Raw genomic sequence first — 22,061 nt, forward strand, 5'->3', positions numbered from 1 at the left:
CCGCCGCCGAAGCGCATCCGGCCGCCCCCGCCGCCCGGCCCACCACCGGGGCCCGCTCCATCCGGACCGGCATTGCGCGGCCCGCCGTCATTCTGACGCCCCTCATTCTGGCCACCTTCGCGCCGCTGGCCACCTTCACCAGAGTTGCCGCCTTCCCCACGCCGGCGATTGCCGAACAGTGCCCGCAACTCCTCGGGCCGGTCCTCCGGTTTCGCGCCGGCGGCGCGCCAGGCCTCGATCTTCTTCTGGATGCTCGACTTGACCGGGATCGACAGGTCGAAGCCCCAGCGCAGCCTTTCGCTCTGCGAGCGCAGGAAATTGATCGGCCGCGCATCGATCTGCAGCAGCGTGCCATCGGCATCGCGCATGAAGCGCTGCGAGAATGCCGCCTCGATCGCCGGCGTCGGCGACGGGAAACCCGCGATCGGATTGGTCGTGCGGCTGTTGAGATAATTGGCGGTCAGCGTCAGATTGAGCTTTTCGAACGGCTTGATCGACGCATTGAGGCGAAACTGGTCGCGCACGCTTTCGCGCAGCAGCGCATTGCCGCCCGAGATTTGCGTGACGAAAACGGTTTCGCCGCGGGCATAGTCGAACACCGCGACATTGGGCGTCACCACCTGCGGATCGTTGATCTGCTGCCCCGTCGGCGCCGCGCGATCCTGGCTGGCCGAAACCAGGATGCGAACCTGTTCGATCGGCGTCCAGCGCGCACCATAACCCAGAGTGGACAATGTGCCGAAGTCGGAAAGCGCCTGCACCCCGGCATTCATATTGACCGAGATGTCACCCAGCGCACCCAGAACGTCGCGACTGCGGTTGGTAAGCGGCACGTCGACGCTGATCTGACCGCTCGCGATCTCGCGCGAATAATCGAGCGCATAGGGTGTGCCCAACCGGATCGAACGGCTGTTGAAGCCGTTGGCCGATGCGCCCGCCTTGATCGATGTGGTGACGGTGCCGGCGGGCAGATCGAACAGCGATCCACTGACGAGCAGATCGCCGCTGACCGCACGATATTTGGATCGCGCCGTGTCGGTCAGCCGGTCCGCCAGCAAGGTGCCGGGCAAGGCGCCATAGGGATTGAGCGTCGCATCCCCGGCATCGAGCAAAGCCTGGATGCCGGCGGCGGAGATCCCGCGATCGGTGCGCGTGCGGGTATCCGACATGTCGCCGGCGCCGGTGAACGACCATTGCCAGCCCTTGGCGATCCGTCCGTTCAGGGTCAGGCCGACATGGCCGGTGGTGCCGCGCACCCGCTGCGCGAGCGCCCCGTCCTGATCGATATAGCGCAGCAGCCGCGTATCGTCGGCAAAGGGCGAGAATGGATTGGCCCCCGGCAGCGTCAGCGCGAGCGAAGGCAGGCCCTGGAGCGATTGACTGTCGCTCAACTCCAGTCGTCCGTTGAGCGACGCGGAAACCCCGCCCAGCGCGCGCGCATAGGTCGCGTTGGCCGCGAAATTCTCGGTCTCCGGGCTGAGCGTGCGATAACGGCCAAGATCGTCGACGTTGGCGACACCGGCACCAGCGACGAAATCGGCCAGCGATGGCATGGAGGTGGCGGCGCTTCCGGGTACCGTGGCGATCGCGGTCGCCTGGCCGGCGAGCGCGGACAGCGCCGGATCGATCTCTCCCCCGGCAAGCGTGGAGGTGATCGTGCCGGCAAGCGAATAAGGACGGCCCGGGGCGGTCGGAATGATATTGCGCTGGCTTTCCAGCAGGTCCGCAGCGCGGGAATATTTGAGGTCGACGGACAGGCGATCGTCGCCGCGGATCCTGAGCATGCCCGTATTGAGACTGCCATTCTCGCGCCCGCCATCGGTGGAGACGCCGCCACGCACTTCGCCCGTCATCGCGCGGAAACGCTGCCGCAGGACGATGTTCACCACCTTCTGATTGGGTGAATAGCCATAGCTCAGCGAAACCTGTTCGGGCAGGATCTCGACGCGTGCGATCGCTTCGGTCGGCAGGTCCTGGATCTCGGAGAAACCCGAGATGCGCTTGCCGTTGAGCAGCACCACGGGTGCGCCGCCTGCCGCATTGGTCTGCGGCGCCAGTTCGGTGATCAGTTCGGAGACCGAGGTCACGCCCAGGGCGCGGACATCGGCGGGGCCCAGCCGCTGTTCGGGCTCGATCGTGCCCATCACCGATCCGCGGGGCCGGACGCCCGAAACCACGATCTCCTCGTCCGACATATCGTCGGTGCTTTCGGCCTGCGCTGGCGCGGTGGCTGCCGGCTGGGGATCGGCCCCCTGCGCCATCAACGCGCCGGGGGCAGTGCCCAGCATGAGAGTGAGGAACGCGACGGATTTACGCTGGATCACAAAACAGGCCCCTAGATGCTCTTCGGTTCATGCCGAACTAGGGGGCACCTGTCGTCAAATCATGGCAGGATTGGCGCGACATTGTCGCAAATTGTAACCGCGCACCGTCCCGCCCCTATCTGGATGCGGTGGGCCCGCCGAGCGTCCTGTCGTACCAGTCGAGAATCCGTTTCCACATATCGCGGATGTTGGCGGGCGAGTTGTAGACATGGTCCTCGCCATAATAGCGAACCATCACCGCATCCTTGTTGAGCCGGGTGAGCGCGGTGAAGAATTCCTCGGTCTGCGTCGTCGAGACATAATCGAGGTCGCCGGTCATCAGCATGATCGGCGTCCTGATCTTGTCGACATGCATCAACGGGCTGTTGCGCAGATAGCGTTCGGGATCGGCCCAGGGCGGCGCGCCCATTCCGCCCTGCCCCGTTTCCATCAGGCTCGTCGCAAACAGGTCGAGCCCGGTCTTCTCGGCCTTCAACCGCAGATCGATCACGAACTGGCCATAGCTGCTGACCAGATCGTAGATGCCCGCCTGCGCCACCGCGGTCTTGAATCGATCGGTCAGCCCGACAAGCGCGCCCGTCGTATAGCCGCCATAGCTCTGCCCCTGCAGGCCGAGCCGATCGGGGTCGGCATATTTCTGCGCGATCGCGGCATCGACGGCGGCAAAGACCTGTTCGGGCAATCCCTTCAACGTGTCGCGCGGCACCTGGTCGTAATCGACCGGGAGAGAGGGGTAGAGAACGGCATAGCCGTGCGCCGCCAGGATATGATCGTTGAGCGCATGGACATCGTCGAGCGACCATTTCCGCCAGGTCGTCCCCGAAAAGGCCGAACCGGGATAGACGTTGACGATCGTCGCGACGGGCTTGCCCGGCCGATAGCCTGGCGGCAGCAGGATCCAGGAGCTGCGGGCGTCGCCATCGGGGCCCTTGTGATCGATGCGCACCGGCGTGCCGCCGACGACATCCTTCAGATGCGTGTTGAGACGCGCCAGCTCGCGACGCGCCCCGTCCGCCCCGACGACCGCGAGCACCGTCATATTATGGTCGCGCTCGACCAGCGCGGCACGCCGGGCAGCCGGCGACACGGCGACGAACTCACTGACCGGCATCGATGCCGAAACCGTGTCGATGCGGCCACCCTCGGTATCGACGAACAGCAAGCGCTCGGGCTTGCCCGATGCGTCGGCCGGGATCCGCAGCGTGACGGTGCCGCTCGGCTGGAGATTCTGTTCGGGCACCGGGCCGAAGGGGCCGATCGGCCGCCAGGACTGCACCGGTTCGGCGATGGCGGCGGTCAGGTTGCGGCGCGTGCCCGTCCGGTCAACCGCCCAGGCCTCTCCGCCATGCAGCAGGATCAGGCCGTTTCGGCCGAGACCGACCAGTTCGGGAGCAGCACCGGCAAAACCCGCGGTCAGGTTGCGCGGTTTTCCTTCGCCGACCAGATACCAGTCCGCGCGGGCCGGCGCGCCCGACGAGGCGACGGCCGGCTCGGCGAAAACGGCCAGCCGCTCACCGATCCAAGCAGACCGCATGTCGATGCCCGCGCCCACGCGCACGACATGCGGCTTGAGCGCGCCGAGATCGATCGCGCGACTGCGCCCGCTGCGATGATCATATATCCGGTAACGCGCAGCGTCCCAGCCTCTGCCCGCGTCGCGCGCCACGAACGACAGCAGCGGTGCCTTCGCCGACCAGTTCAGCGAGGACGCGAGTATGTCGCAGCCCTGGCAGGGATCGGCTTCCCGTTTCGCCCCCGCGCGCGGATCGAGGATGACCAATCGGCGTTCGATCCCGCCCATGTTCGCGCCATGCTCGATCCGGCGCGTCGGATCGATCGCCAGTCTTTGCTCGCGGAGCGCCGCGACGACCGAGCCATCGGCCGATGCGTGCCAGGTCGAGAAGCGCCCGGATGCCAGCGGCACCGACTGCGCCGTGCCGGTATCGGCAAGGATGAGGCCGCCGGTGGTTTCCGGAAACGCGGCAAAACGCCCGCTGCCGATCACGCCCGCGGTTGGGGCATCGCCGCGATTGCGCCGCGCCCAGAGCCCGGCAAAGGCGGCAGCGGTCCCGCCCGCCACCGCTTCGCTCGCGGGTTCGGCGGCAAGCACCACGCCCCGCCCGATCCAGGGCAGCGGCTGGATCGGGCTATAGGTCGGCGAAAAGTCGAATTCCCGCACCGTTCCGCCGGCGAGCGGCACGATGCCCACCCGAGCGCCGCTACGCGAGGCATGCCTGAACACCAGTTGCCGACCGTCGGGAGAAAGCCCGCTGATCGTGTAACCGCCCATCGGATCCTGCGGAAACAGTGGCACGGATGCCCCCGAGCCGTTCAGGTCGACGACCAGGATCTTCGACCGCAATTCGCCGATCACATCCTGCTGGCCGAAATCGGCCTGGCGATCGAACGGCCCGTAACGCTCGTAGATCAGTTTTTCGCCCGATGGATCGAAACGGACGCTGCCGAAGGATTCGACCGCGAGCATATCGTCGACATCATAGGGCTTGGCAGCATGAGCCATGCCGGCGGCGCACGATATGAGCAGCAACATGCCCGAACGCATGGCGTTGACCATCGGAAACCTCCCTGGAACCGTCCATCAAGCCGCGCTCAGGCGGCGGCGATGCTCACCAATGCTTGGTCACCGACAGGCTGACGAAGCGGCCGATCGCCGAATAATTGGTCGAGTCATAGTTCACGACATAATCGACGATCGGCGTCATCCGCGGCGGGCTCTTGTCGAACAGATTCTGGATCGACAGCCCCAGTTCGACGTCCGAAAGGATCGAGCTTCCGGGGGCCGTCCGGTAGCGCAGATTGGCGTCCACCGTGGTGAAGGATCCGGTGGGCGCCGGCGGCACCTGCGTATCGTCGGTCACGCTGCCGACATGATTGACGAAGCCGGCGAGCGTCAATCCGCCCCGGTTCCAGACCAGGCCGCCACGCGCACTGAATTTCGGTGGATTGAAGACGACGCCGACGGTCCGGAACTCGGGCTCGCCCGGGCTGTTCTGCTGACTGCCCTTCAGCCAGGTCGCCGATCCGCTGAGCCGCGCATGGCCCGCGCCGAGATCGAAGGCATAGGACGCGGTCAGGTCGACGCCGCTGACCCTGGATCGCGCCGCATTGGTGTAGAGATTGTGGAGCAGCGCGACGACCTTGGCCGGATCATAATCCTCGCCGGCGCTGTTGTACGTGATCCCCGTCGCCGAGGCCGCGATCAGATCGCTCTGCGCCGCGACCGATGGGCCAAGGGTGAGGAACTGGCGATAGGCGGGATCGATAAAGGCACGTTCGGTGAAGGTGACGGGCTGGACGACGCGATCGCGATAATCGACGTTGAAATAGCTGAGTTCCATCCGCAATCCGGGAAGCGCGCGGGGATGGACGGCCATGGTGGTCGACCAGGTCTCGGCACGTTCCGGCTTCAGATTGCGGTTACCGCCATAAGACATCAGCACCGTCGATCCCGCCGGATAATTCACGCCCGAAAATTCGTCGATCGCCATCAGATAGACGATCGATTCCGAATATTGCTGGAGCAATGTCGGCGCCTTGAACGAACGGCCCCAGGATGCGCGCAGGCTCATGTCCGGAATCGGTTCGTAGATCAGCCCGAGCTTGGGCGTGGTGATGCTGCCGGTATCGCCATAGTCCTCATATCGGAACGCGGCGGTCGCGGTCAGCCGGTTGATCCCGGATATGCCCTGGTCGGGGCCGATCAGCGGCATCGAAACCTCGCCGAACGCATAACGGCTGCTGCGCCGGCCGCTTTCCCGCGTCAGCCTTGTGTAGGAGATATAGTCGAAATCGCTGCGCCGATATCCGGCGCCCACCGCGACGCGCAGGTCGCCGCCCGGCAGGCGGAACAAAGGCCCTTCCGCATCGACCTCCACCGCATAGCTTTCGTTGCAGTAACAGCCTCGGGAATCGAGCTGCAGATCGATCGAGTAGATCGTGTAGCTGGCGTCGAACTCGGTCTTGTCGCGGCTGTAATTGCCGCCGAGCGTGACCGACCAGTCGCCTGGCAACCGCGCCTTCAGGCTGGGCGAAACCGCATAGACGGTGGATTCGACCGCCTGACGGACGAATTGCGCCGGCTGTGAAGACAGGCCGGTGGTCGATGCGCGATGGGTGAAGAGCCCGTCGACGCTGAACTCCAGAAAATCGGCAATGTCGTGATGCAGATTGACGATCGCGCTGTGCTGCCGACGCGAAGGGTAAATCAGGTTCGGATCCGGCATATAGTCGGTGTAGCTGCGCTGATCGCTGAAGATCGCCTTGGTATCGGTATATTCATAACCGACGATCATGCCGCCGCCGGACCAGGTTGTGCCCGCCGTCGCGCTCAGCTGATATTGCTCGCCGCCGCCATCGGTCGGCAGACCGAAACGGGCAGTCGTGTCGAGGCCGTCGAAATCGCGCCGCAGGATGATGTTGGCGACGCCCGCCACCGCGTCCGATCCGTAGATCGCCGATGCGCCATCGGCGACGATCTCGATCCGGTCGAGCGCGCCGACCGGGATCACCGAGACGTCGACCGCCTGGACAAAGCCGTTATACGACATACGGCGCCCGTTGAGCAGAGTCAGCGTCGCATCCGGGCCGAGCCCGCGCAGGTTGAGCGCCGAGCCCGACGAGATATTCTGGTTGTTGATGCCGCCGGCGCCCAGGCCGATGCCGGGATTCTGCCCGCCCGAGAAATTCTGCGGAATACTGCGGATCACCTGGCCGAGTTCGGTGAAACCGGCGTCGCGCACCTGTTCGCGCGTGAACTGGATCACCGGCGAGGGTGTCGTCGCGCCGCGAATACGCGTGCCGGTGACGGTGATCTCCGCCCCTTCTTCCTGTTCGGAGAGCGAGGCCTGTTCATCGCCGGCGCCCCCCGCCGGCACGTTTCCCGCCGCGGCCGCATTGCGTACGATCGTCCATGTCCTGGGCCCGGTCTTCTGCGCAGACAGCCCGGTTCCCGCGAGCAGCCGCTGCAGCGCCTGCTCGACCGTCATGTCGCCGGCCACCGCATTGGTCCGGATGCCGCGCGCGATGCGGCCCGGCAGCAGGATCTGCGCCTCGGCCTGGCGTGCCAGCGCCGAAACCGCTTCGATCGCGGGCTGCGCCGGCACGTCGATGGGGCGTGATTGGGCATAAGCGGGCGCCGCGCACGCCAGCGCGACCGTCGCCGCAGCGGCCAGCCAGGCCCTGCGCGCCCTTGTTCCCGCATATGTCGTTGCGATCGTCATCCCTGGTCCCCCTGTCTCTTCCCCGTGCGGCCTTGCCGCTTCCAGGGCCTAGACAGTCGAACGGCGGCTTTCCGGAGACCCGCCGTCATTTTTCTGCAATCTTCCTATCTGCCGATGCGGATTTCGGTTTCGCTCGCGGTCACCGGCACCTCGAAACCACGGCGCACCGCATCGGCGAAGCTCTGCGGATCGTCGACGCGGAACACGCCATAGAGCGGCTCTCGACCAAGCGCCGGATCGGCAAGGACCAATTTCACGGCGTTGTAGCGATTGAACTCGCCGATCGCGTGCGCCAGGCTTTCCCCGGCCAGATCGATCTGGCCGGCCCGCCAGGCCAATGCGCGCGTGATTTCGGCCGGGGCGTCGGATCGACCGGTGACCGCGGCATTGTCCGCGACAAAGGCGCGCTGACCGGCCGACAGACGGATCGCCTGCCCCTCCGCGCCATCGACCCAGGCCTCGACCACGCCTTCGGTCACCAATATCTCCGCCCCGCCGACCGAGCCCTTGCCATCCTCGCGGCGGCGCACGGCAAAGGCGGTGCCGACCGCGCGGACGCGGATGCGTCCGGCCTCGGCAACGAAAGGCCGCGCCCTGTCGTGCGCGACCTGGAACCAGGCCTCTCCTTCGCTCAGCCGGACGATCCGCCGTTCGGGCGCAAGCGCCACCGTCAGCCGGCTGGCGCTGTTGATCGTCGCGATCGATCCGTCGGCAAGCGGCACGCGGCGGATCTCGCCGATCGCGGTATCATACTCCTCACCGCGTCCGATCAGCAGCATGCCGCCCGCAACCGATGCCGCAAGCGCCGCCGCTCCACCCGAAACGATCAGCCGGCGACGGCTGAACAGCCCGGACGTCGGAGACGTGGACGATATGCCCTCCTCGCGCTCCGCCACCGGAAAATCGCCGACCAGCAGGTTCCACGCTGCCTCCGCCTGCAGCAACGCGCCGCGCCGACGGGTGTCGCCCGCCAGCCAGTGATCGAGTTCGGCCAGCAATTCGGGCGTGCGGCCATGGCGATCGAGCCGGGCGAGCCAGTCGGCCGCCTCATCCTCGATCGCTTCAGCGCTTTGCCGTGTCGTCATCGCTTCACCTCACCGCGCCCCAATGCGCGAAAAATCCGCCACATCGTCGCCTCTGGCGCGCAGCGCCTTCACCACCAGTTTCAATCCGCGCGCCACTTCATATTCGACGACATTCTCGTTCACCCCCAGCCGCTCGGCGATCTCGCGCTGCGAAAGCCCCTCGACGCGGCGCAGCTCGAACACCCGGCGGCAGCGTTCGGGTAGATCGGCGATGCAGGCACGAACGCGTTCGAGGTCGCGACGCGCGCCCGTCACCCGCTCGGGCGACGGCGCGCTGTCCGCCAGGCCCAGTTCGTCGAGTTCGGCCACCGTCTCGATCCGCACCAGCCGGGCACGGCGGATATGATTGAGCAGCAGGTTGCGGACGATCTGGAAGAAGAACGCGTCGGGGCGTGCGATCTGTTCAAACGCCTCGACGTTGGAGAGGCGGCAATATGCCTCCTGGATCAGATCGTCGCTGTCGGACGAACTGACCAGAGATCGCGCCAGCCATGCGCGCACAAGATGCTCGCAGGGCAGCACGGTGCGTGTCACCCATTCCGCGATCCGCGCCTGACGGTCCCGATCCTCCATCACTGCCCTTCGCCACCGCACCCACTCGCGGCCAATCCAGCTTAGACACATGGCCGGGCATTTTCCGGAGGAAATATGCCGATTTTTTTTGCAGGGAATTGACGCCCCCTGCTTCACGGCTTGCGCCAACGCGGCCGGCAGCTAGTTTCTTCCAATGATTCCGTTACCGTCCCGCCGCGCTTTTCTCGGTTCCAGCGCGCTTGGTGGCGCAGCTCTGCTGACTTCGGGCTGCACCTCTGCCCGTGTCGCCAGCGCCGGCGCCAAACCTGCCTGCCTGCCAAGGGTGAATGTCGCGCCCGAACGCGTGATCCGGCATCTGGTGGGGCTGCGCCCCTATCGCGCATCGGGCTTCGTCGTTCGCGCCGAACAGATGGGCGCGACGAAGCTGGTCCATAATTACGGCCATGGCGGCGCAGGGATCACGCTGAGCTGGGGCAGTTCCAGGCTGGCGGTCGACCTGGGGTTGCCCGGGCACAAAGGGTCCGTCGCAGTGATCGGTGCCGGCGTCATGGGATTGACGACGGCGCGGCTGCTGCAGGAGGCCGGCTTTCCCGTCACCATCTATGCCGCGGCGCTGCCGCCCGACACGACATCGAACATCGCGGGCGGGCAATGGCATCCGTTCGGCCTGTTCGACAAGGATGCGGTCACGCCCGAATGGCGGCGGCAATATCTCGCCGCGGCGGACTATAGCTGGCGGCGCTTCCAGATCATGGTCGGCGACGATTACGGCATTCACTGGCTGCCCACCTATACCGAGCGCAGCCAACCCGAAACGCCGCTGTTCGACACCTTCCCCCCGGAAAACCGCATCCTCCGGCCGGAGGAACATCCCTTTCCGGTCGAATCCGTCGGCCGCTATGTCACGCTCTATGTCGAAACCGGCCGTTTCCTGCGCCAGATGCTTCACGATATCCAGGTCGCGGGCGGCAGGATCGAGATCCGCAAGCTCGCGCCGGGCGATATCGCGGGCCTGCCCGAGCGCCTCGTCTTCAACTGCACCGGCCTGGGCGCCCGCGAATTGGTGGGCGACCAGGAATTGCGCCCGGCGCGCGGCCAGCTCGCGGTGCTGCTGCCCCAGCCCGAGATCGGCTACGCCTTTGCCGGGCGTGCCGGCTATATGTTCCCGCGCGCCGACGGCATTATGCTCGGCGGCACGTTCGAACTCGACAATTGGTCGACCACGCCCGATCCGGAAACGGCGGAGCGGATCATCCGGTCGCATCAGGAATTCTTCAACGGCTTTCGCTGCTGAACCGCAGGGGCATTGAAACCGCCGTACCGGCCACTCATCTCGCCGGCCAAGCGGCATCCCGCCGTCCACTCTCCCGCCTATCCCAGCATTGGAGACCATCATGAGTCAGCCCCGCCTGTTCCAGCCGATCGAGATCGGCGGGCTCAACCTCTCCAATCGCATCGTCATCGCGCCAATGTGCCAATATTCGGCCGAGGACGGCTGCATGACCGATTGGCATCTGATCCATCTAGGGCAGCTTGCCTTGTCGGGCGCGGCCCTGCTCACCATCGAGGCGACGGCGGTGCTGCCCGAAGGGCGGATCAGCTGGGCCGATGTCGGGCTGTGGAACGACGAGACCGAAACGGCGATCGGCCGGACGTTGGAAAGCATCCGCAGATGGTCGCCGATGCCGGTCGCGATCCAGCTCGCCCATGCCGGACGCAAGGCCTCAGTCGAAGCGCCGTGGAAGGGCGGCGGACAGATCTCGCCTTCGGATCCACATGGCTGGCAGACCGTCGCCCCCTCTCCCATCGCTTTTGCCGACGGTGAGAATGCGCCGGTCGCGCTCGATCGCGCCGCCATGGATCGCGTGCGCGATGCATTTGTCGCTTCGGCGGTCCGCGCCGCGCGGCTCGGTATCGACGCCGTCCAGATCCACGGCGCGCACGGCTATCTGCTCCACCAGTTCCTCTCGCCGCTGTCGAACCGCCGCGACGATGATTATGGCGGCTCGCTCGAAAACCGGATGCGCTTTCCGCTCGAGATCTTCGAAGCGGTTCGCGCAGCATTTCCCGCCGAGCGGCCGGTGACGATGCGCGTTTCCGGCACCGACTGGGTCGAGGGCGGCTGGGATATCGAACAGACCATCGCCTTTGCCCAGGCATTGGAGGCGCGCGGCTGCGCCGCGATCCACGTCTCCAGCGGCGGCCTCCATCCTGCCCAAGCGATCCCGGTCGGCCCCAGCTATCAGGTTCCGCTGGCCCGCGCGGTCAAACAGGCGGTGACCATCCCGGTGGTCGCGGTCGGCCTGATCACCGACTATGAGCAGGCCGAAGCGATCGTCGCCACCGGCGACGCCGATATGATCGCGCTCGCGCGCGCCATTCTCTACGATCCGCGCTGGCCCTGGCATGCGGCGGCGGCATTGGGCGGCCAGGTGACGGCACCCAACCAATATCTCCGCTCGCAGCCGCGTCAGTTCAAGACGCTATTCGCAAATGGCTGAGTTGCGGCGCGTGCAGGTCCGGGGCATCATCGCCCCATGAGAACGGTTTCGGACAGCGTATCGGTCAGGCTCTATCATCTCGATGGCGAAGCGGAGGGCGGTGCGGCGACAACCTTGTTCTACGGCACGCTCGGCGAAGCGCTGACGATCGCGGCGCAGCAGCCTGCCGAATTGCAGGACGGTTTGTTCATCGCGACCGACAATGATGTGGTGAGCTATCTGGATCTGATCGAGGACTAGGCGTCGCAGCATGCCAGGGGGAGATGCGCGTGCAGGGATCGAACCTCCACACCGCACGCGACGGCGCACTCGACGCGCTGCGCGGCATCGCCGTGCTCGGCATGGTGCTGGTCAATCTGCAAGGATCGGGCGAAGTCGCCTTTCCCATGCTCGTCCATGCGGAATGGGACGGGCTGACCTTTGCCGACCTCGTCTTCCCGATGTTCCTGCTCGCTTCCGGACTGGCATTGCCGCTGGCGCTCGATCACCGCGATCCGCCGGCCGGCGCGGGCCGGATCGCTCGGCGCGCAATCCTGCTCTATCTGATCGGACTGGCGATCGGCACGCTGATCGGCGCTATCGTCCATGCGCGGCTCGACTCTGCGTCGATCCGCTTTACCGGCGTGCTGGAGCGGATCGCGATCGTCTATCTGGTCTGCGCGATCATTTGCCGTGCAACGCGGGGATGGATGGTGCCGACGATCTTCGCCGTCGCCCTGCTCATCCTTCATGGCGCGCTGCTCCATCTGCCCGCACCGGGGGAAGCCGTTGCAAGCATGGCGCCCGGCCAGGGATTGAGCGGCTGGCTCGATCGCGCGCTGCTGCCCGGGCGGCTGTTTCGCGAGACCTGGGATCCCGAAGGGCCATTGTCGACACTGTCCGCGATCGCGACCGGACTGATCGGCGTCGCCGTCCAGCGCCGGGCAGTGTCGGGGCGAAATCCGGTAACGGAGTCTGCCGTTGCATCGCTGCTCTGTCTTGCCCTCGCTGCCGCCGCGCTGATGGTCTGGCCACTCAACAAGGCGCTGTGGACACCCAGCTTCGCGCTGGCGACCGCCGGCATCGGATTGGCCTTGCTCGCCGCGCTTCGCGTGCTGTGGCCGATGATCGGTGAGCGTCCGCCGGCACGATTCACGGCGATCCTCGGCAAGGATGCGCTGACGCTCTACGTGGTCCACGCGCTGCTCACCGCCCTGCTCGTCCTGTCCGTCGGCGGCCGGCGGATCTGGGCGCTCTCCTTCGACGCGCTGATGCGGCTGGGCCTGTCGCCGGCCTGGACGTCGCTGCTCTACGCCATCATTGCCGGCGCCCTGTCGATCGCGATCACACTGGCGCTGATCCGGCGCGGCTGGCAGCTACGTGTTTGAAGTCATGGGCTTCGCGGCTTGAAAGCACGCTTCCACATGCCTAATATCCACGAACTTGACCATCAACGGATATGTGCAATCATGGATTTCAACCTGACAGCAACGCCCAATCGCCTTGCCATCAGGGAAGTTCCATATGCCTGCCATCACACTATCCAATCTGAGCTGGTCGACGCCTGACGCGCGCAGCGTCCTTTCAAATCTCGATCTCGTCTTCGGCCCCGAACGCGCCGGCCTTGTCGGCCGCAACGGCGTCGGCAAGTCGACGCTGCTCAAGCTGATCTCCGGCGAATTGCCTGCCCAATCGGGCGCGATCTCGGTCAATGGCAGCCTGCGCATGCTGCATCAGGCGGTTCGCGTCGATGAGGGCGAGACCGTCGCCGACCTGTTCGGCGCCACCGACGCGCTCGCCCTGCTCCGCCGCGCCGAGGCCGGCAGCGCGAGCATCGAGGATCTGGCCGATGCCGACTGGACGATCGAAGATCGTATCCAGTCCGCGCTCGGCCATGTCGGGCTCGATGCAACCGCGGATACCCTGCTGACGACGCTGTCCGGCGGGCAAAGGACGCGCGCGAGCCTGGCCGGCGCGATCTTCGCCGAGCCCGATTTCCTGCTGCTCGACGAGCCGACCAACAATCTCGATCGTGCAGGCCGCGAGGCGGTGATCGCGCTGCTCGCCGGCTGGCGTGGCGGCGCGATCGTCGTCAGCCATGATCGCGAATTGCTGGAGAGGATGGATGCCATCGTCGAACTGACCTCGCTCGGTGCGACGCGCTATGGCGGCAATTGGAGCCAGTATCACGAACGCAAGCAGGCGGAACTCGAGGCCGCCGAGCGCGAGCTGGCCGACGCCGAAAGGCAGATCGCGCAGGTCGAGCGGCGCGTCCAGGACAGCATCGAACGCAAGGCACGCAAGGATTCGGCGGGCCGCCGCAGAAACGCCAAGGGAGATTTGCCACGCATCCTGCTCGGCAAGCGCAAGGACCAGGCCGAGGACAGCAGCGGCGAGAATGCACGGCTGGCGCAGCGCCAGCGCACCCATGCGGCCGAGATCGCAACAGCCGCACGCGAGCGCATCGAGATATTGAAGACGATGTCGGTCGTCATACCGCCATCGGGCCTGCCGGCGAACCGGACGGTGCTGGAGATCGACGGCGCGACGGCCGGTTACGAGCCGGATCGGCCGATCCTGCGTGATCTTTCGCTGACGATCAGCGGCCCCGAACGCGTCGCGATCGTCGGCGAGAACGGATCGGGCAAGACCACCCTGCTCGCGCTCGTCACCGGGGCGCTACGGCCATGGTCCGGAACCGTGCGAACGATCTCCGGCTTCGCCATGCTCGACCAGCGCGTCAGCCTGCTCGATCCCGACAGCTCGATCCGCGACAATTTCGCACGCATCACTGGTGAGCGCGACGAAAACACCTGCCGCGCCGCACTCGCCCGCTTCATGTTCAGGGCGGACGCCGCGCTGCAGATCGTATCGACATTGAGCGGCGGCCAGATGCTGCGCGCCGGGCTTGCCTGCGTGCTCGGCGGACCAAAACCGCCGTCGCTGCTGATCCTCGACGAGCCGACCAACCATCTCGACATCGCCTCGATGGAAGCGGTCGAGGCCGGATTGCGCGGTTATGACGGCGCGCTGCTCGTGGTGAGCCACGACGAAGCATTCCTCGACGCGATCGGGATCACGCGGAGAGTGGTTTTGGGATAGATTGAAAGCGCCATACACCTCTCCTCCCTGTCGAAGATGGGGAGGGGGACCGCCAGCCAAAGGCTGGTGGTGGAGGGGAAATACGATATTGCCATCGCACAGACTTCCAGCGGGCCCGGCGAGCAGGATGCATCGCATTTCCCCTCCACCACGCGACTATGGTCGCGCGGTCCCCCTCCCCGCGCTAACGCGCAGGGAGGAAAAAAAGCCCGCTACTTCCCGCCTTCGGCCACCAAGATCGCCCCATCGGGCAAAGCACCTTCCAGAATGGGCCTACCGTCAGCGAGAATGGTCAGCGTCGGCTTGCCCCCATTGAACGGATCGGCCTGTTCAAGCTGGAACGTGATCGCTTCCACCCTGGCTTTGCCGCGGCGACCGGTGCCGGTGATGCTCGCCCAGCCCTTGGTGGTTTGCAGGATGCTCGGCGTGAAGGTGAAATTGCCGCCAAGCAATCCCTTCACGCTGACCTTGCCGGTCGGTGCGGCAGCGCCGGCGGCCTGGGCCAGGTTGATCGCGACGGTTGCGCCGTTGACGCTGCCCTTGGCCGACACGCTGCGCGCGATGTCGAAATTCATCGGTCGCGATGGTTCGTGCCGCGAACGGACAAGGCGCGTGCCGAATGTGCCGTCGACCACCTTGCCGTCGTCGAGCGCGAGCTTGCCGTTGACGATCACGGCCTGGATGCCGACCGAGGGCAAGGTCGGCGCTTCCACGGTGGAACGGTCGATCACCGTCTTCGGATCGAACAAGGTGATGTCCGCGACCATGCCGGGCAACAGATAGCCGCGTTCGGACAGGCCGACCATCGCGGCGGGCAATGCCGTCATTTTGCGCACCGCCTCTCCCCAGCTCACCAGTTTCTGCTCGCGCACATAGCGGCCTAGGAAGCGCGGGAAGGAACCCCAGTTGCGGGGATGGCCGACCTTGGAGGTATTGGCGCCGCAGTCGCACGAGACGACCTGCAGTGGATCCTTGAGCAAGGCCGCCTGATCCTCTTCGGTGCCGAAGCTCAGCAGCACGCGGCGATTGCCTTCTTCGAGCAGCTGGACGATCGCTTCGCCGCCCGAAATATTGCCGCGCGCGGCCATCTCGACGGGCAGCCGCTTTTCGATATCGACGATATAGACGCCCTTGGGGCCCATCCAGCGGACATCGATCTGCTCGTTGGTCTCCGCGACGATCTTCGGACGCAGCGCAGGATCCTTGAAACGCTTGAGCATCGCATCGCGGCCGCCTTCCTGCGCCCAGGACGGGATGGTGAGCTGCTCCAGGCTGGTCGAGCCATAGGTATAGGGATAGGCGTCCATGCCGACGTCATAGCCCTGCTTCTTCGCATCGGTGGCGAGCGCCAGCGCTTCCACCGTCTTGCCATTGTCGCGGCCCTGCAGCTTCATATGGGTGATGACGGGCATCAGCCCCGCCTTCTCGCCAATCTCCAGCGTCTCCCTCATCCCCGCCATCGAACTATAGCCGTTGCCCGGGAAGACGCGCTCGTGATTGGTAAAATTGGTCCGCCAGCCGCCCGACGCCACCTTGGCGACCGCGATCACTTCGTCGGCGGTCGCCCAGAAGGACGGCTTGTAATCGAGGCCCGAGGACAGGCCGAAGGCACCATCCTCCATGCCCTTGAACACCAGCGCCTTCATCCGTTCGATCTCGTCCGGCGTGGCGCGGCGATTGTCGAAACCGACCACATCGCCCCACACCGAGTTGAAACCGATATAGCCACCATAGTTGAGCCCGAGCGGCACGCTGAGCTGCTTGACAATGTCGAGCTCGCCGCCGCCATCGGGGTTGGTGATCGCGGTGGTCACGCCCTGGGTCAAAATCCCCTCGGGACGGGCATAGGATGTCGGTGCGCTGTGATCGTGCACGCTGACAAAGCCGGGCGAAACGTAAAGGCCGGTCGCGTCCTTCTCGACCGTTCCCTTCGCACGCGACAGATCGCCGACAGCGATCACGCGATCGCCGACGATGCCGATATCGGTGACGCGCCCCTCGGCGCCGGTGCCGTCGAAAACAGTGCCGTGGCGGATGATCACGTCATAAGTGGCCGGTGCGGCGGGCGCCGCATATGCGCCGTTGCAGACCGGCAGCGCCATCGCCGCCGTCGCCAGCAAAGCCGTCATCATCCTCGTCATATCATGCACCCTTTCCGAGCGGTCGCTGCCGCCTGTTTCGAGCAACGGGCTAGAGCAGCGATTGTCCGCGTTCAATGTCGATTTTCAGATCTGGATAATCGATCAGGATCGCGCCAAAATCAATTGACTCTTTTCCAATTGGGATAATACGATCCCGATCAGACCAAATCTGGGCACGGTCCAAAGACGGTGTGAGGCCGCGACACGAGCCGCCGGCGATGAGCGAGCATCGCAGGAAAAAGGAAATGGGGAGCTCTGAAATCATGATCCACCAATCGAGACGCGAACATATTCTGGGCATGGCCACCGTCGCCGGCCTGGCAGCCCTGCCGATGCGCGCCTTCGCCGCCGATGCCGCGCCGCAACTGACGCTCGAAAGCTTCACCGCGGCAGCACTCGCCAAGCTGCGCGCGACCGGCGGGATTCCGGCGCTGGGCGGCGCTCGCGCGGCCAATGGCGGCAAGGCGATGCTCGTCGTCGACGGCCTGCGCTCGATCGATGCGGCGACGCCGGTCACCACCAGCGACCTCTGGCATATCGGATCGATCACCAAATCCTATACCTCGACATTGGTCGCGCGCCTGGTCGAGAAAGGCGGGATCAGCTGGGACACGACGGTCGGCGAGATACTGGGCAGTGCCGCGCCGAACATGAAGCAGGTCTATAAGCCGGTGACCTTGCGCCATCTGTGCAGTCATCATTCGGGCCTGCCGCGCGGCATCGCCAATGCCGAGATGATCAAGTTTCCCGTCATCAACCCTGCCGACCCCCGTCCCGACCGGCTGCGCTATGCGGCGCTGGCGCTGGCCGACGATCCGATCGCGGCCCCCGGCGAGAAGATGCTCTATTCGAACAGCGGCTATGTGATCGTCGGCGCCATGCTGGAAACGATCTACAAGCAAAGCTGGGAAAAGCTGCTCGCCACCCATGTCTTCAAGCCGCTGGGCCAGTCTTCGGCCGGCTATGGTGCGCCCGGCACCGCCGGCAAGCTCGACCAGCCGCTCGGTCATACACTGTTCGGCGATCCGCAGAAGCTGACCCCGATTCCGCTCGGCAAGCCCGATATGCCTGCCGACCTGCCTGCGGTACTGGGCCCCGCCGGCCTCGTGCACATGACGCTGGCCGACATGGTCAAATATCTGAACGCCCATATGCAGATGCCGGCATCCTTCCTGAAGCCCGAAAGCTGGAAGACGCTGCATACCCCGCCCTATACCGAGAATTATGCGATGGGCTGGGTGGTGCGGCCCGGCGGCGAGATCTGGCACAACGGTTCGAACAACCGCTGGTATGCCGAGATACTGGTCGATTTCACGCGCAAGCGCGTCGCCTTTTCGGCCACCAACGACGGCGACCGCAGCAAATCCGCGCCTGCGGTGGCGGCGCTGCTCAAGGGGGCGATCGACGCGGTCTAGGCTTTGATTTGATCGCCCCTTTCCACTTGGATCGATCATGCCGGCCCGATAGGACACGGCATGATCGATGACCTGTTCGCCGAACGCGCCGTTACCGGACGCACGCTCGCACGCGCCGATGTCGAGGCACTGATCGCATCGGGGCAATCGCACCTGATCGACTGCGACCTCGAGGAAGCCGATCTGTCGGCGCTCGAACTTGCGGGATGGACGTTCGAACGATGCAATCTGCGCCGGGCGAAGCTGACCGGCGCGCGGCTCGAGAAAACCAAGTGGCGCGGATGCCGCGCCGCATTCTGCGATTTTGTCGGCGCCGATCTTGCGGAAGCCGCCTTCAGTGCGTGCGACTTCAACAATGCGGTGCTCCGCCGTGCCATGCTGAATGCGGCAAGCTTCAAGGGATGCAAGCTGACCGGCGCGGACCTGACCGAAGCCCGCGCCATGGACGCAGTGTTTGAAGAGACCTTACTGATCAACGCACGGCTGCCCTCATTCTCCTTCCGCAAGCGGACACTCCGGAAGGTCGATTTCAGCCAGGCCGACCTGCGCAAATGCGATTTCCGCGCGACCATGTTCGACGAATGCAGCCTGCGCGACGCGAACATGGCCGATTCGCGGTTCGACGGTGCCGATCTGCGCGGCGCCGATCTCGGCGGGCTCAGGCTGTTCGACGCCGGATTGTTCCGCGGCGCGACGATCTCGCGCGAACAGGCTGGCCAACTGCTCGGCGAGTTGGGCCTGAACGTTCAGTGATCCGCTGAACGGCCGCCGGGACGAACATCCCGGCGGCCGCCAATCAACATCCGCGCCGTCAGGCGTCGATGAATTCAGGCTCGTCGCGTATCGCGCCCGACTGGCGATCGAACAGCCGGCGATAACGCCCGTCCGGCTTCTCCAGCAGCGCATCATGGTCGCCATCCTCGACGATCCGGCCCTGATCGAACACCAGGATGCGATCGAGCGTGCGCACCGTCGACAGCCGGTGCGCGATCACGATCGCGGTGCGGCCATGCATCAGCCTTTCCATCGCCTGCTGGATCAGCGCCTCGCTTTCCGAATCCAGGCTCGACGTCGCTTCGTCGAGGATCAGGATCGGCGCATCCGCCAGGAAAGCGCGCGCCAGCGCCACGCGCTGACGCTCGCCACCCGACAGCTTCACGCCGCGTTCGCCGACCAGGGTCGCATAACCCTTGGGCAGACGGGCGATAAAGTCGTGTGCATTGGCAAGTTTCGCCGCCCGCTCGATCTCCGCCAATGTCGCGCCCGGCCTGGCATAAGCGATATTGTCCGCCAGGCTGCGATGGAACAGAATCGGCTCCTGCTGGACGATCGCGATCTGCGAGCGCAACGATTGCTGCGTCGCATGCGATACGTCCTGCCCGTCGATCGTGACGCGGCCGCCGGTGACGTCGTAGAGCCGCTGGATCAGCTTGACGAAACTGGTCTTGCCCGAACCCGAATGGCCGACCAGACCGACCCGCTCCCCGCCCCGGATCGTGACCGAAAGTCCGTCGTAGAGCGGCGTGACATGCGTACCGTAGCGAAACGTGACGTCGTCGAAGCGCACTTCACCCGCATCGATCGCGATCGGCACCGCATCGGCGAGATCCTCGATGCCCAGCGGCTCGTCATGGATCTCGACCAGTTCCTCCATCTCGTTGACCGAGCGTTGGAGGTGATGGACATGATAGCCGATATCGGCGAGGTGGCCGTGCAGCACGAAATAGCTGGTGAGCACATAGGTGACATCGCCGGGCGTCGCATTGCCGCGCCACCACAGCCATACCGCCGCGCCGACGACCAGCGTCCGCAATGCCCAGAGCACACCGAGCTGCATCGTGCCGGACCAGGTGCTGCGCACCCAGGTCCGCCGCGTGCGGTTGCGCCATTTGCCGACGAGCCGCGCGAAACGCTCCTCCTCGCGGGCTTCGGCACCGAATGCCTTCACCACCGCATTGGACCCGATCGCGTCGGACAACAGGCCGCCCATCCGCGTGTCCCAGGCATTGGACAACGTGGATGCCGGCGCGACCCAGCGCGTGGCGAGAACCACGGTCAGCACGATATAGGCGATCGCACCCACGCCCATGATCAGCCCGACCAGCGGCCAGTGCAGGCCCAGCAGCAACATCGTGCCGAGCAGAACGACGAGCGAGGCGAGGATGTGATGGAGCAGCACATCGTTGAGCATGTCGATCGCCCAGATGCCGCGCGTGATCTTGCGCACGACCGAGCCGGAAAAGCTGTTCGCATGCCAGTCGGTCGAAAAGCGCTGGACGCGGTGAAACGCCTGTTCGGCGACGTCGCCCATCATCTTCAGCGTGAACGGCACGATCGCCGCGATCGATATGTGCCGCGCCACCACCGTGCCGATGCCGAGCGACACCATCACGGCGAACAATATCGGCACGCTGGGCCGATCGCCGGCGGCGAGCGCATCGACGAGGCGGCCGGCCACCATCGGCATGAACACTTCGAGCGCGACGCCTATGCAGACAGCCGCGCAGACCGTGACGACGCGCAGCTTCTGCGCGGCCCAGTGGCGAAAAGCGAAACCAAGGACGGCACGCACGCTATCGTGCGGCCCCTTGCGGGATTGATCGGTCATAATCGTGAACCGGCGCGAACACGCCGTCTCCAATGCAAGTCTATCGGGAAGGATTCTGGCGCTGAATGGCCGGAATCAGGGTGGTTTCAGGACCTAATGGCGCAGTGCGCCGGTGGTCCGATACCTGCCGAGAGGGAAGCGAACGGTCGATATTGTCATCAATGTCCCTCCCTCTTGCTTGCGTTGAGACGGCCGCTTCCTAACAGCGATGATCGGATTCGGCAACGGGGCATCGGCCAGCCCGCTTCTCGACTGCGGTTCTCGGCAAGCTCGAACCTACGCTCGAAGCCAACGGAGGAGTTTCACCACTTGCTTCGAGCAGCGTCGAGCGAAGCCGAGACGCGACCGTCGAGAAGCGGATATCCCCCCTCGTATCGCCGCTAGCGTTTCGTCGCGAACCAGATCACGTGGCGCGGCCCCTTGCCATTGCCGCGTGCGCGGACCGCGACTTCCTCGACCGCGAACCCGGCTTCGCCCAGCCGGCGCGCAAACGCATTGTCCGGTGCGGCCGACCAGACCGCCAGCACGCCGCCGGGCCTGAGCGCGTTTTTTGCGGCGGCCAGCCCCCGTGCCGAATAGAGCCGGTCATTCTGGTCGCGCGTCAGGCCATCGGGGCCATTGTCGACATCGAGAAGGATCGCGTCATAGCATCGCGGCTCGGCATCGATGACCCTGGCGACATCGCCATGGATCAGATGCACGCGCGGATCGTCGAGGCAGCCCGCGGCAAGCTCGACCATCGGCCCCCGCGCCCAGGCGATGATCTCCGGCACCAGTTCCGCCACGGTCAGCCGGGCGTCCTTGCCCAGCATCGCCAGCGCCGCGCGCAGGGTAAAGCCCATGCCATAGCCGCCGATCAGCAGATGCGGCGCGGAACGACCGGCCAACCGTTCGCAGGTCATCGTCGCCAGCGCTTCTTCCGAACCGCTCATCCGGCTGTTCATCAGTTCGTTGCGATCGAGCACGATCATGAAATCGCCGCCGCGGCGAAACAGCCGCAAATCCTCTCCGCCCGGCACTTTCGCCGTTCCGATCAATTCGCGTGGGGTCATGATATGTGCTCCGGCTCGATCGGCTTTCCGGGCCCCTTTGCCCGGCCATGGACCGATCTGACCAGTTATTTTTCGCCCCC

The 22,061-nt window shown here is 65.4% G+C and carries 15 protein-coding genes; 7 read left to right on the forward strand and 8 right to left on the reverse strand.

All coding sequences use genetic code 11. The annotated features are described in order from the left end of the window. From AC3WN8_RS16390 to AC3WN8_RS16410, 5 genes are all read right to left on the reverse strand, one after another. A partial coding sequence (locus AC3WN8_RS16390) for a TonB-dependent receptor (RefSeq protein ID WP_492670620.1) occupies positions 1–2,288 on the reverse strand: 2,288 nt, incomplete at its 3' end. Between the two features lie 151 nt (positions 2,289–2,439). After that, complete coding sequence (locus tag AC3WN8_RS16395) at positions 2,440–4,899, reverse strand: alpha/beta hydrolase family protein (RefSeq protein ID WP_492670526.1); 2,460 nt, start codon at positions 4,897–4,899, stop codon at positions 2,440–2,442. Between the two features lie 52 nt (positions 4,900–4,951). Continuing rightward, positions 4,952–7,564, reverse strand: coding sequence for a TonB-dependent receptor domain-containing protein (locus AC3WN8_RS16400; protein ID WP_492670527.1), 2,613 nt, complete (start codon positions 7,562–7,564; stop codon positions 4,952–4,954). 104 nt (positions 7,565–7,668) lie between these two features. After that, entirely contained in the window at positions 7,669–8,649 is a 981-nt protein-coding gene (locus AC3WN8_RS16405) for a FecR family protein (RefSeq protein ID WP_492670528.1), read from the reverse strand. Positions 8,650–8,658: 9 nt separating this feature from the next. Next, the gene (locus AC3WN8_RS16410; protein WP_492670529.1) at positions 8,659–9,222 is read right to left on the reverse strand and encodes an RNA polymerase sigma factor; all 564 of its coding nucleotides are present in this window, start codon (positions 9,220–9,222) and stop codon (positions 8,659–8,661) included. A gap of 154 nt (positions 9,223–9,376) precedes the next feature. Between AC3WN8_RS16410 and AC3WN8_RS16415 the strand changes: the two genes are divergently transcribed. The 5 genes from AC3WN8_RS16415 (at position 9,377) to AC3WN8_RS16435 (ending at position 14,765) form a co-directional block, all read left to right on the forward strand. Then, entirely contained in the window at positions 9,377–10,477 is a 1,101-nt protein-coding gene (locus AC3WN8_RS16415; RefSeq protein ID WP_492670530.1) for an FAD-dependent oxidoreductase, read from the forward strand. Between the two features lie 100 nt (positions 10,478–10,577). Continuing rightward, on the forward strand, positions 10,578–11,684 hold the full coding sequence (locus AC3WN8_RS16420) for an NADH:flavin oxidoreductase/NADH oxidase (RefSeq protein ID WP_492670531.1): 1,107 nt from the start codon (positions 10,578–10,580) through the stop codon (positions 11,682–11,684). A gap of 36 nt (positions 11,685–11,720) precedes the next feature. Beyond that, positions 11,721–11,924, forward strand: coding sequence for a hypothetical protein (locus AC3WN8_RS16425; protein ID WP_492670532.1), 204 nt, complete (start codon positions 11,721–11,723; stop codon positions 11,922–11,924). A gap of 29 nt (positions 11,925–11,953) precedes the next feature. Then, positions 11,954–13,051: an acyltransferase family protein gene (locus AC3WN8_RS16430; protein ID WP_492670533.1), complete on the forward strand. Its 1,098-nt coding sequence runs from the start codon at positions 11,954–11,956 to the stop codon at positions 13,049–13,051. A gap of 136 nt (positions 13,052–13,187) precedes the next feature. After that, a complete protein-coding gene (locus AC3WN8_RS16435; protein WP_492670534.1) occupies positions 13,188–14,765 on the forward strand; it encodes an ABC-F family ATP-binding cassette domain-containing protein in 1,578 nt (525 codons plus the stop codon). Positions 14,766–14,977: 212 nt separating this feature from the next. Here the strand turns inward: AC3WN8_RS16435 and AC3WN8_RS16440 are convergent, their stop codons facing one another. After that, on the reverse strand, positions 14,978–16,906 hold the full coding sequence (locus AC3WN8_RS16440) for an N-acyl-D-amino-acid deacylase family protein (RefSeq protein WP_492670535.1): 1,929 nt from the start codon (positions 16,904–16,906) through the stop codon (positions 14,978–14,980). A 245-nt stretch (positions 16,907–17,151) separates the two neighbouring features. On the opposite strand from AC3WN8_RS16440, the gene AC3WN8_RS16445 reads away from it, so the two are divergent. Next, on the forward strand, positions 17,152–18,321 hold the full coding sequence (locus AC3WN8_RS16445) for a serine hydrolase domain-containing protein (protein ID WP_492670536.1): 1,170 nt from the start codon (positions 17,152–17,154) through the stop codon (positions 18,319–18,321). 60 nt (positions 18,322–18,381) lie between these two features. Beyond that, entirely contained in the window at positions 18,382–19,074 is a 693-nt protein-coding gene (locus AC3WN8_RS16450; RefSeq protein ID WP_492670537.1) for a pentapeptide repeat-containing protein, read from the forward strand. A gap of 58 nt (positions 19,075–19,132) precedes the next feature. Here the strand turns inward: AC3WN8_RS16450 and AC3WN8_RS16455 are convergent, their stop codons facing one another. Further along, entirely contained in the window at positions 19,133–20,929 is a 1,797-nt protein-coding gene (locus tag AC3WN8_RS16455) for an ABC transporter ATP-binding protein (RefSeq protein ID WP_492670538.1), read from the reverse strand. 380 nt (positions 20,930–21,309) lie between these two features. After that, the gene (locus tag AC3WN8_RS16460; RefSeq protein WP_492670539.1) at positions 21,310–21,981 is read right to left on the reverse strand and encodes a spermidine synthase; all 672 of its coding nucleotides are present in this window, start codon (positions 21,979–21,981) and stop codon (positions 21,310–21,312) included. Positions 21,982–22,061 lie beyond the last annotated feature (80 nt).

Source organism: Sphingobium sp. FW305-3-2-15-F-TSA7, from assembly GCF_058787155.1.

Coding starts and splice junctions, on each gene's coding strand:
- AC3WN8_RS16420 (WP_492670531.1), top strand. CDS start 10,578: ATGAGTCAGCCCCGCCTGTTCCAGCCGATCGAGATCGGCGGGCTCAAC.
- AC3WN8_RS16450 (WP_492670537.1), top strand. CDS start 18,382: ATGATCGATGACCTGTTCGCCGAACGCGCCGTTACCGGACGCACGCTC.
- AC3WN8_RS16455 (WP_492670538.1), bottom strand. CDS start 20,929: ATGACCGATCAATCCCGCAAGGGGCCGCACGATAGCGTGCGTGCCGTC.
- AC3WN8_RS16395 (WP_492670526.1), bottom strand. CDS start 4,899: ATGGTCAACGCCATGCGTTCGGGCATGTTGCTGCTCATATCGTGCGCC.
- AC3WN8_RS16425 (WP_492670532.1), top strand. CDS start 11,721: ATGAGAACGGTTTCGGACAGCGTATCGGTCAGGCTCTATCATCTCGAT.
- AC3WN8_RS16460 (WP_492670539.1), bottom strand. CDS start 21,981: ATGACCCCACGCGAATTGATCGGAACGGCGAAAGTGCCGGGCGGAGAG.
- AC3WN8_RS16400 (WP_492670527.1), bottom strand. CDS start 7,564: ATGACGATCGCAACGACATATGCGGGAACAAGGGCGCGCAGGGCCTGG.
- AC3WN8_RS16410 (WP_492670529.1), bottom strand. CDS start 9,222: ATGGAGGATCGGGACCGTCAGGCGCGGATCGCGGAATGGGTGACACGC.
- AC3WN8_RS16405 (WP_492670528.1), bottom strand. CDS start 8,649: ATGACGACACGGCAAAGCGCTGAAGCGATCGAGGATGAGGCGGCCGAC.
- AC3WN8_RS16445 (WP_492670536.1), top strand. CDS start 17,152: ATGGGGAGCTCTGAAATCATGATCCACCAATCGAGACGCGAACATATT.
- AC3WN8_RS16440 (WP_492670535.1), bottom strand. CDS start 16,906: ATGACGAGGATGATGACGGCTTTGCTGGCGACGGCGGCGATGGCGCTG.
- AC3WN8_RS16415 (WP_492670530.1), top strand. CDS start 9,377: ATGATTCCGTTACCGTCCCGCCGCGCTTTTCTCGGTTCCAGCGCGCTT.
- AC3WN8_RS16435 (WP_492670534.1), top strand. CDS start 13,188: ATGCCTGCCATCACACTATCCAATCTGAGCTGGTCGACGCCTGACGCG.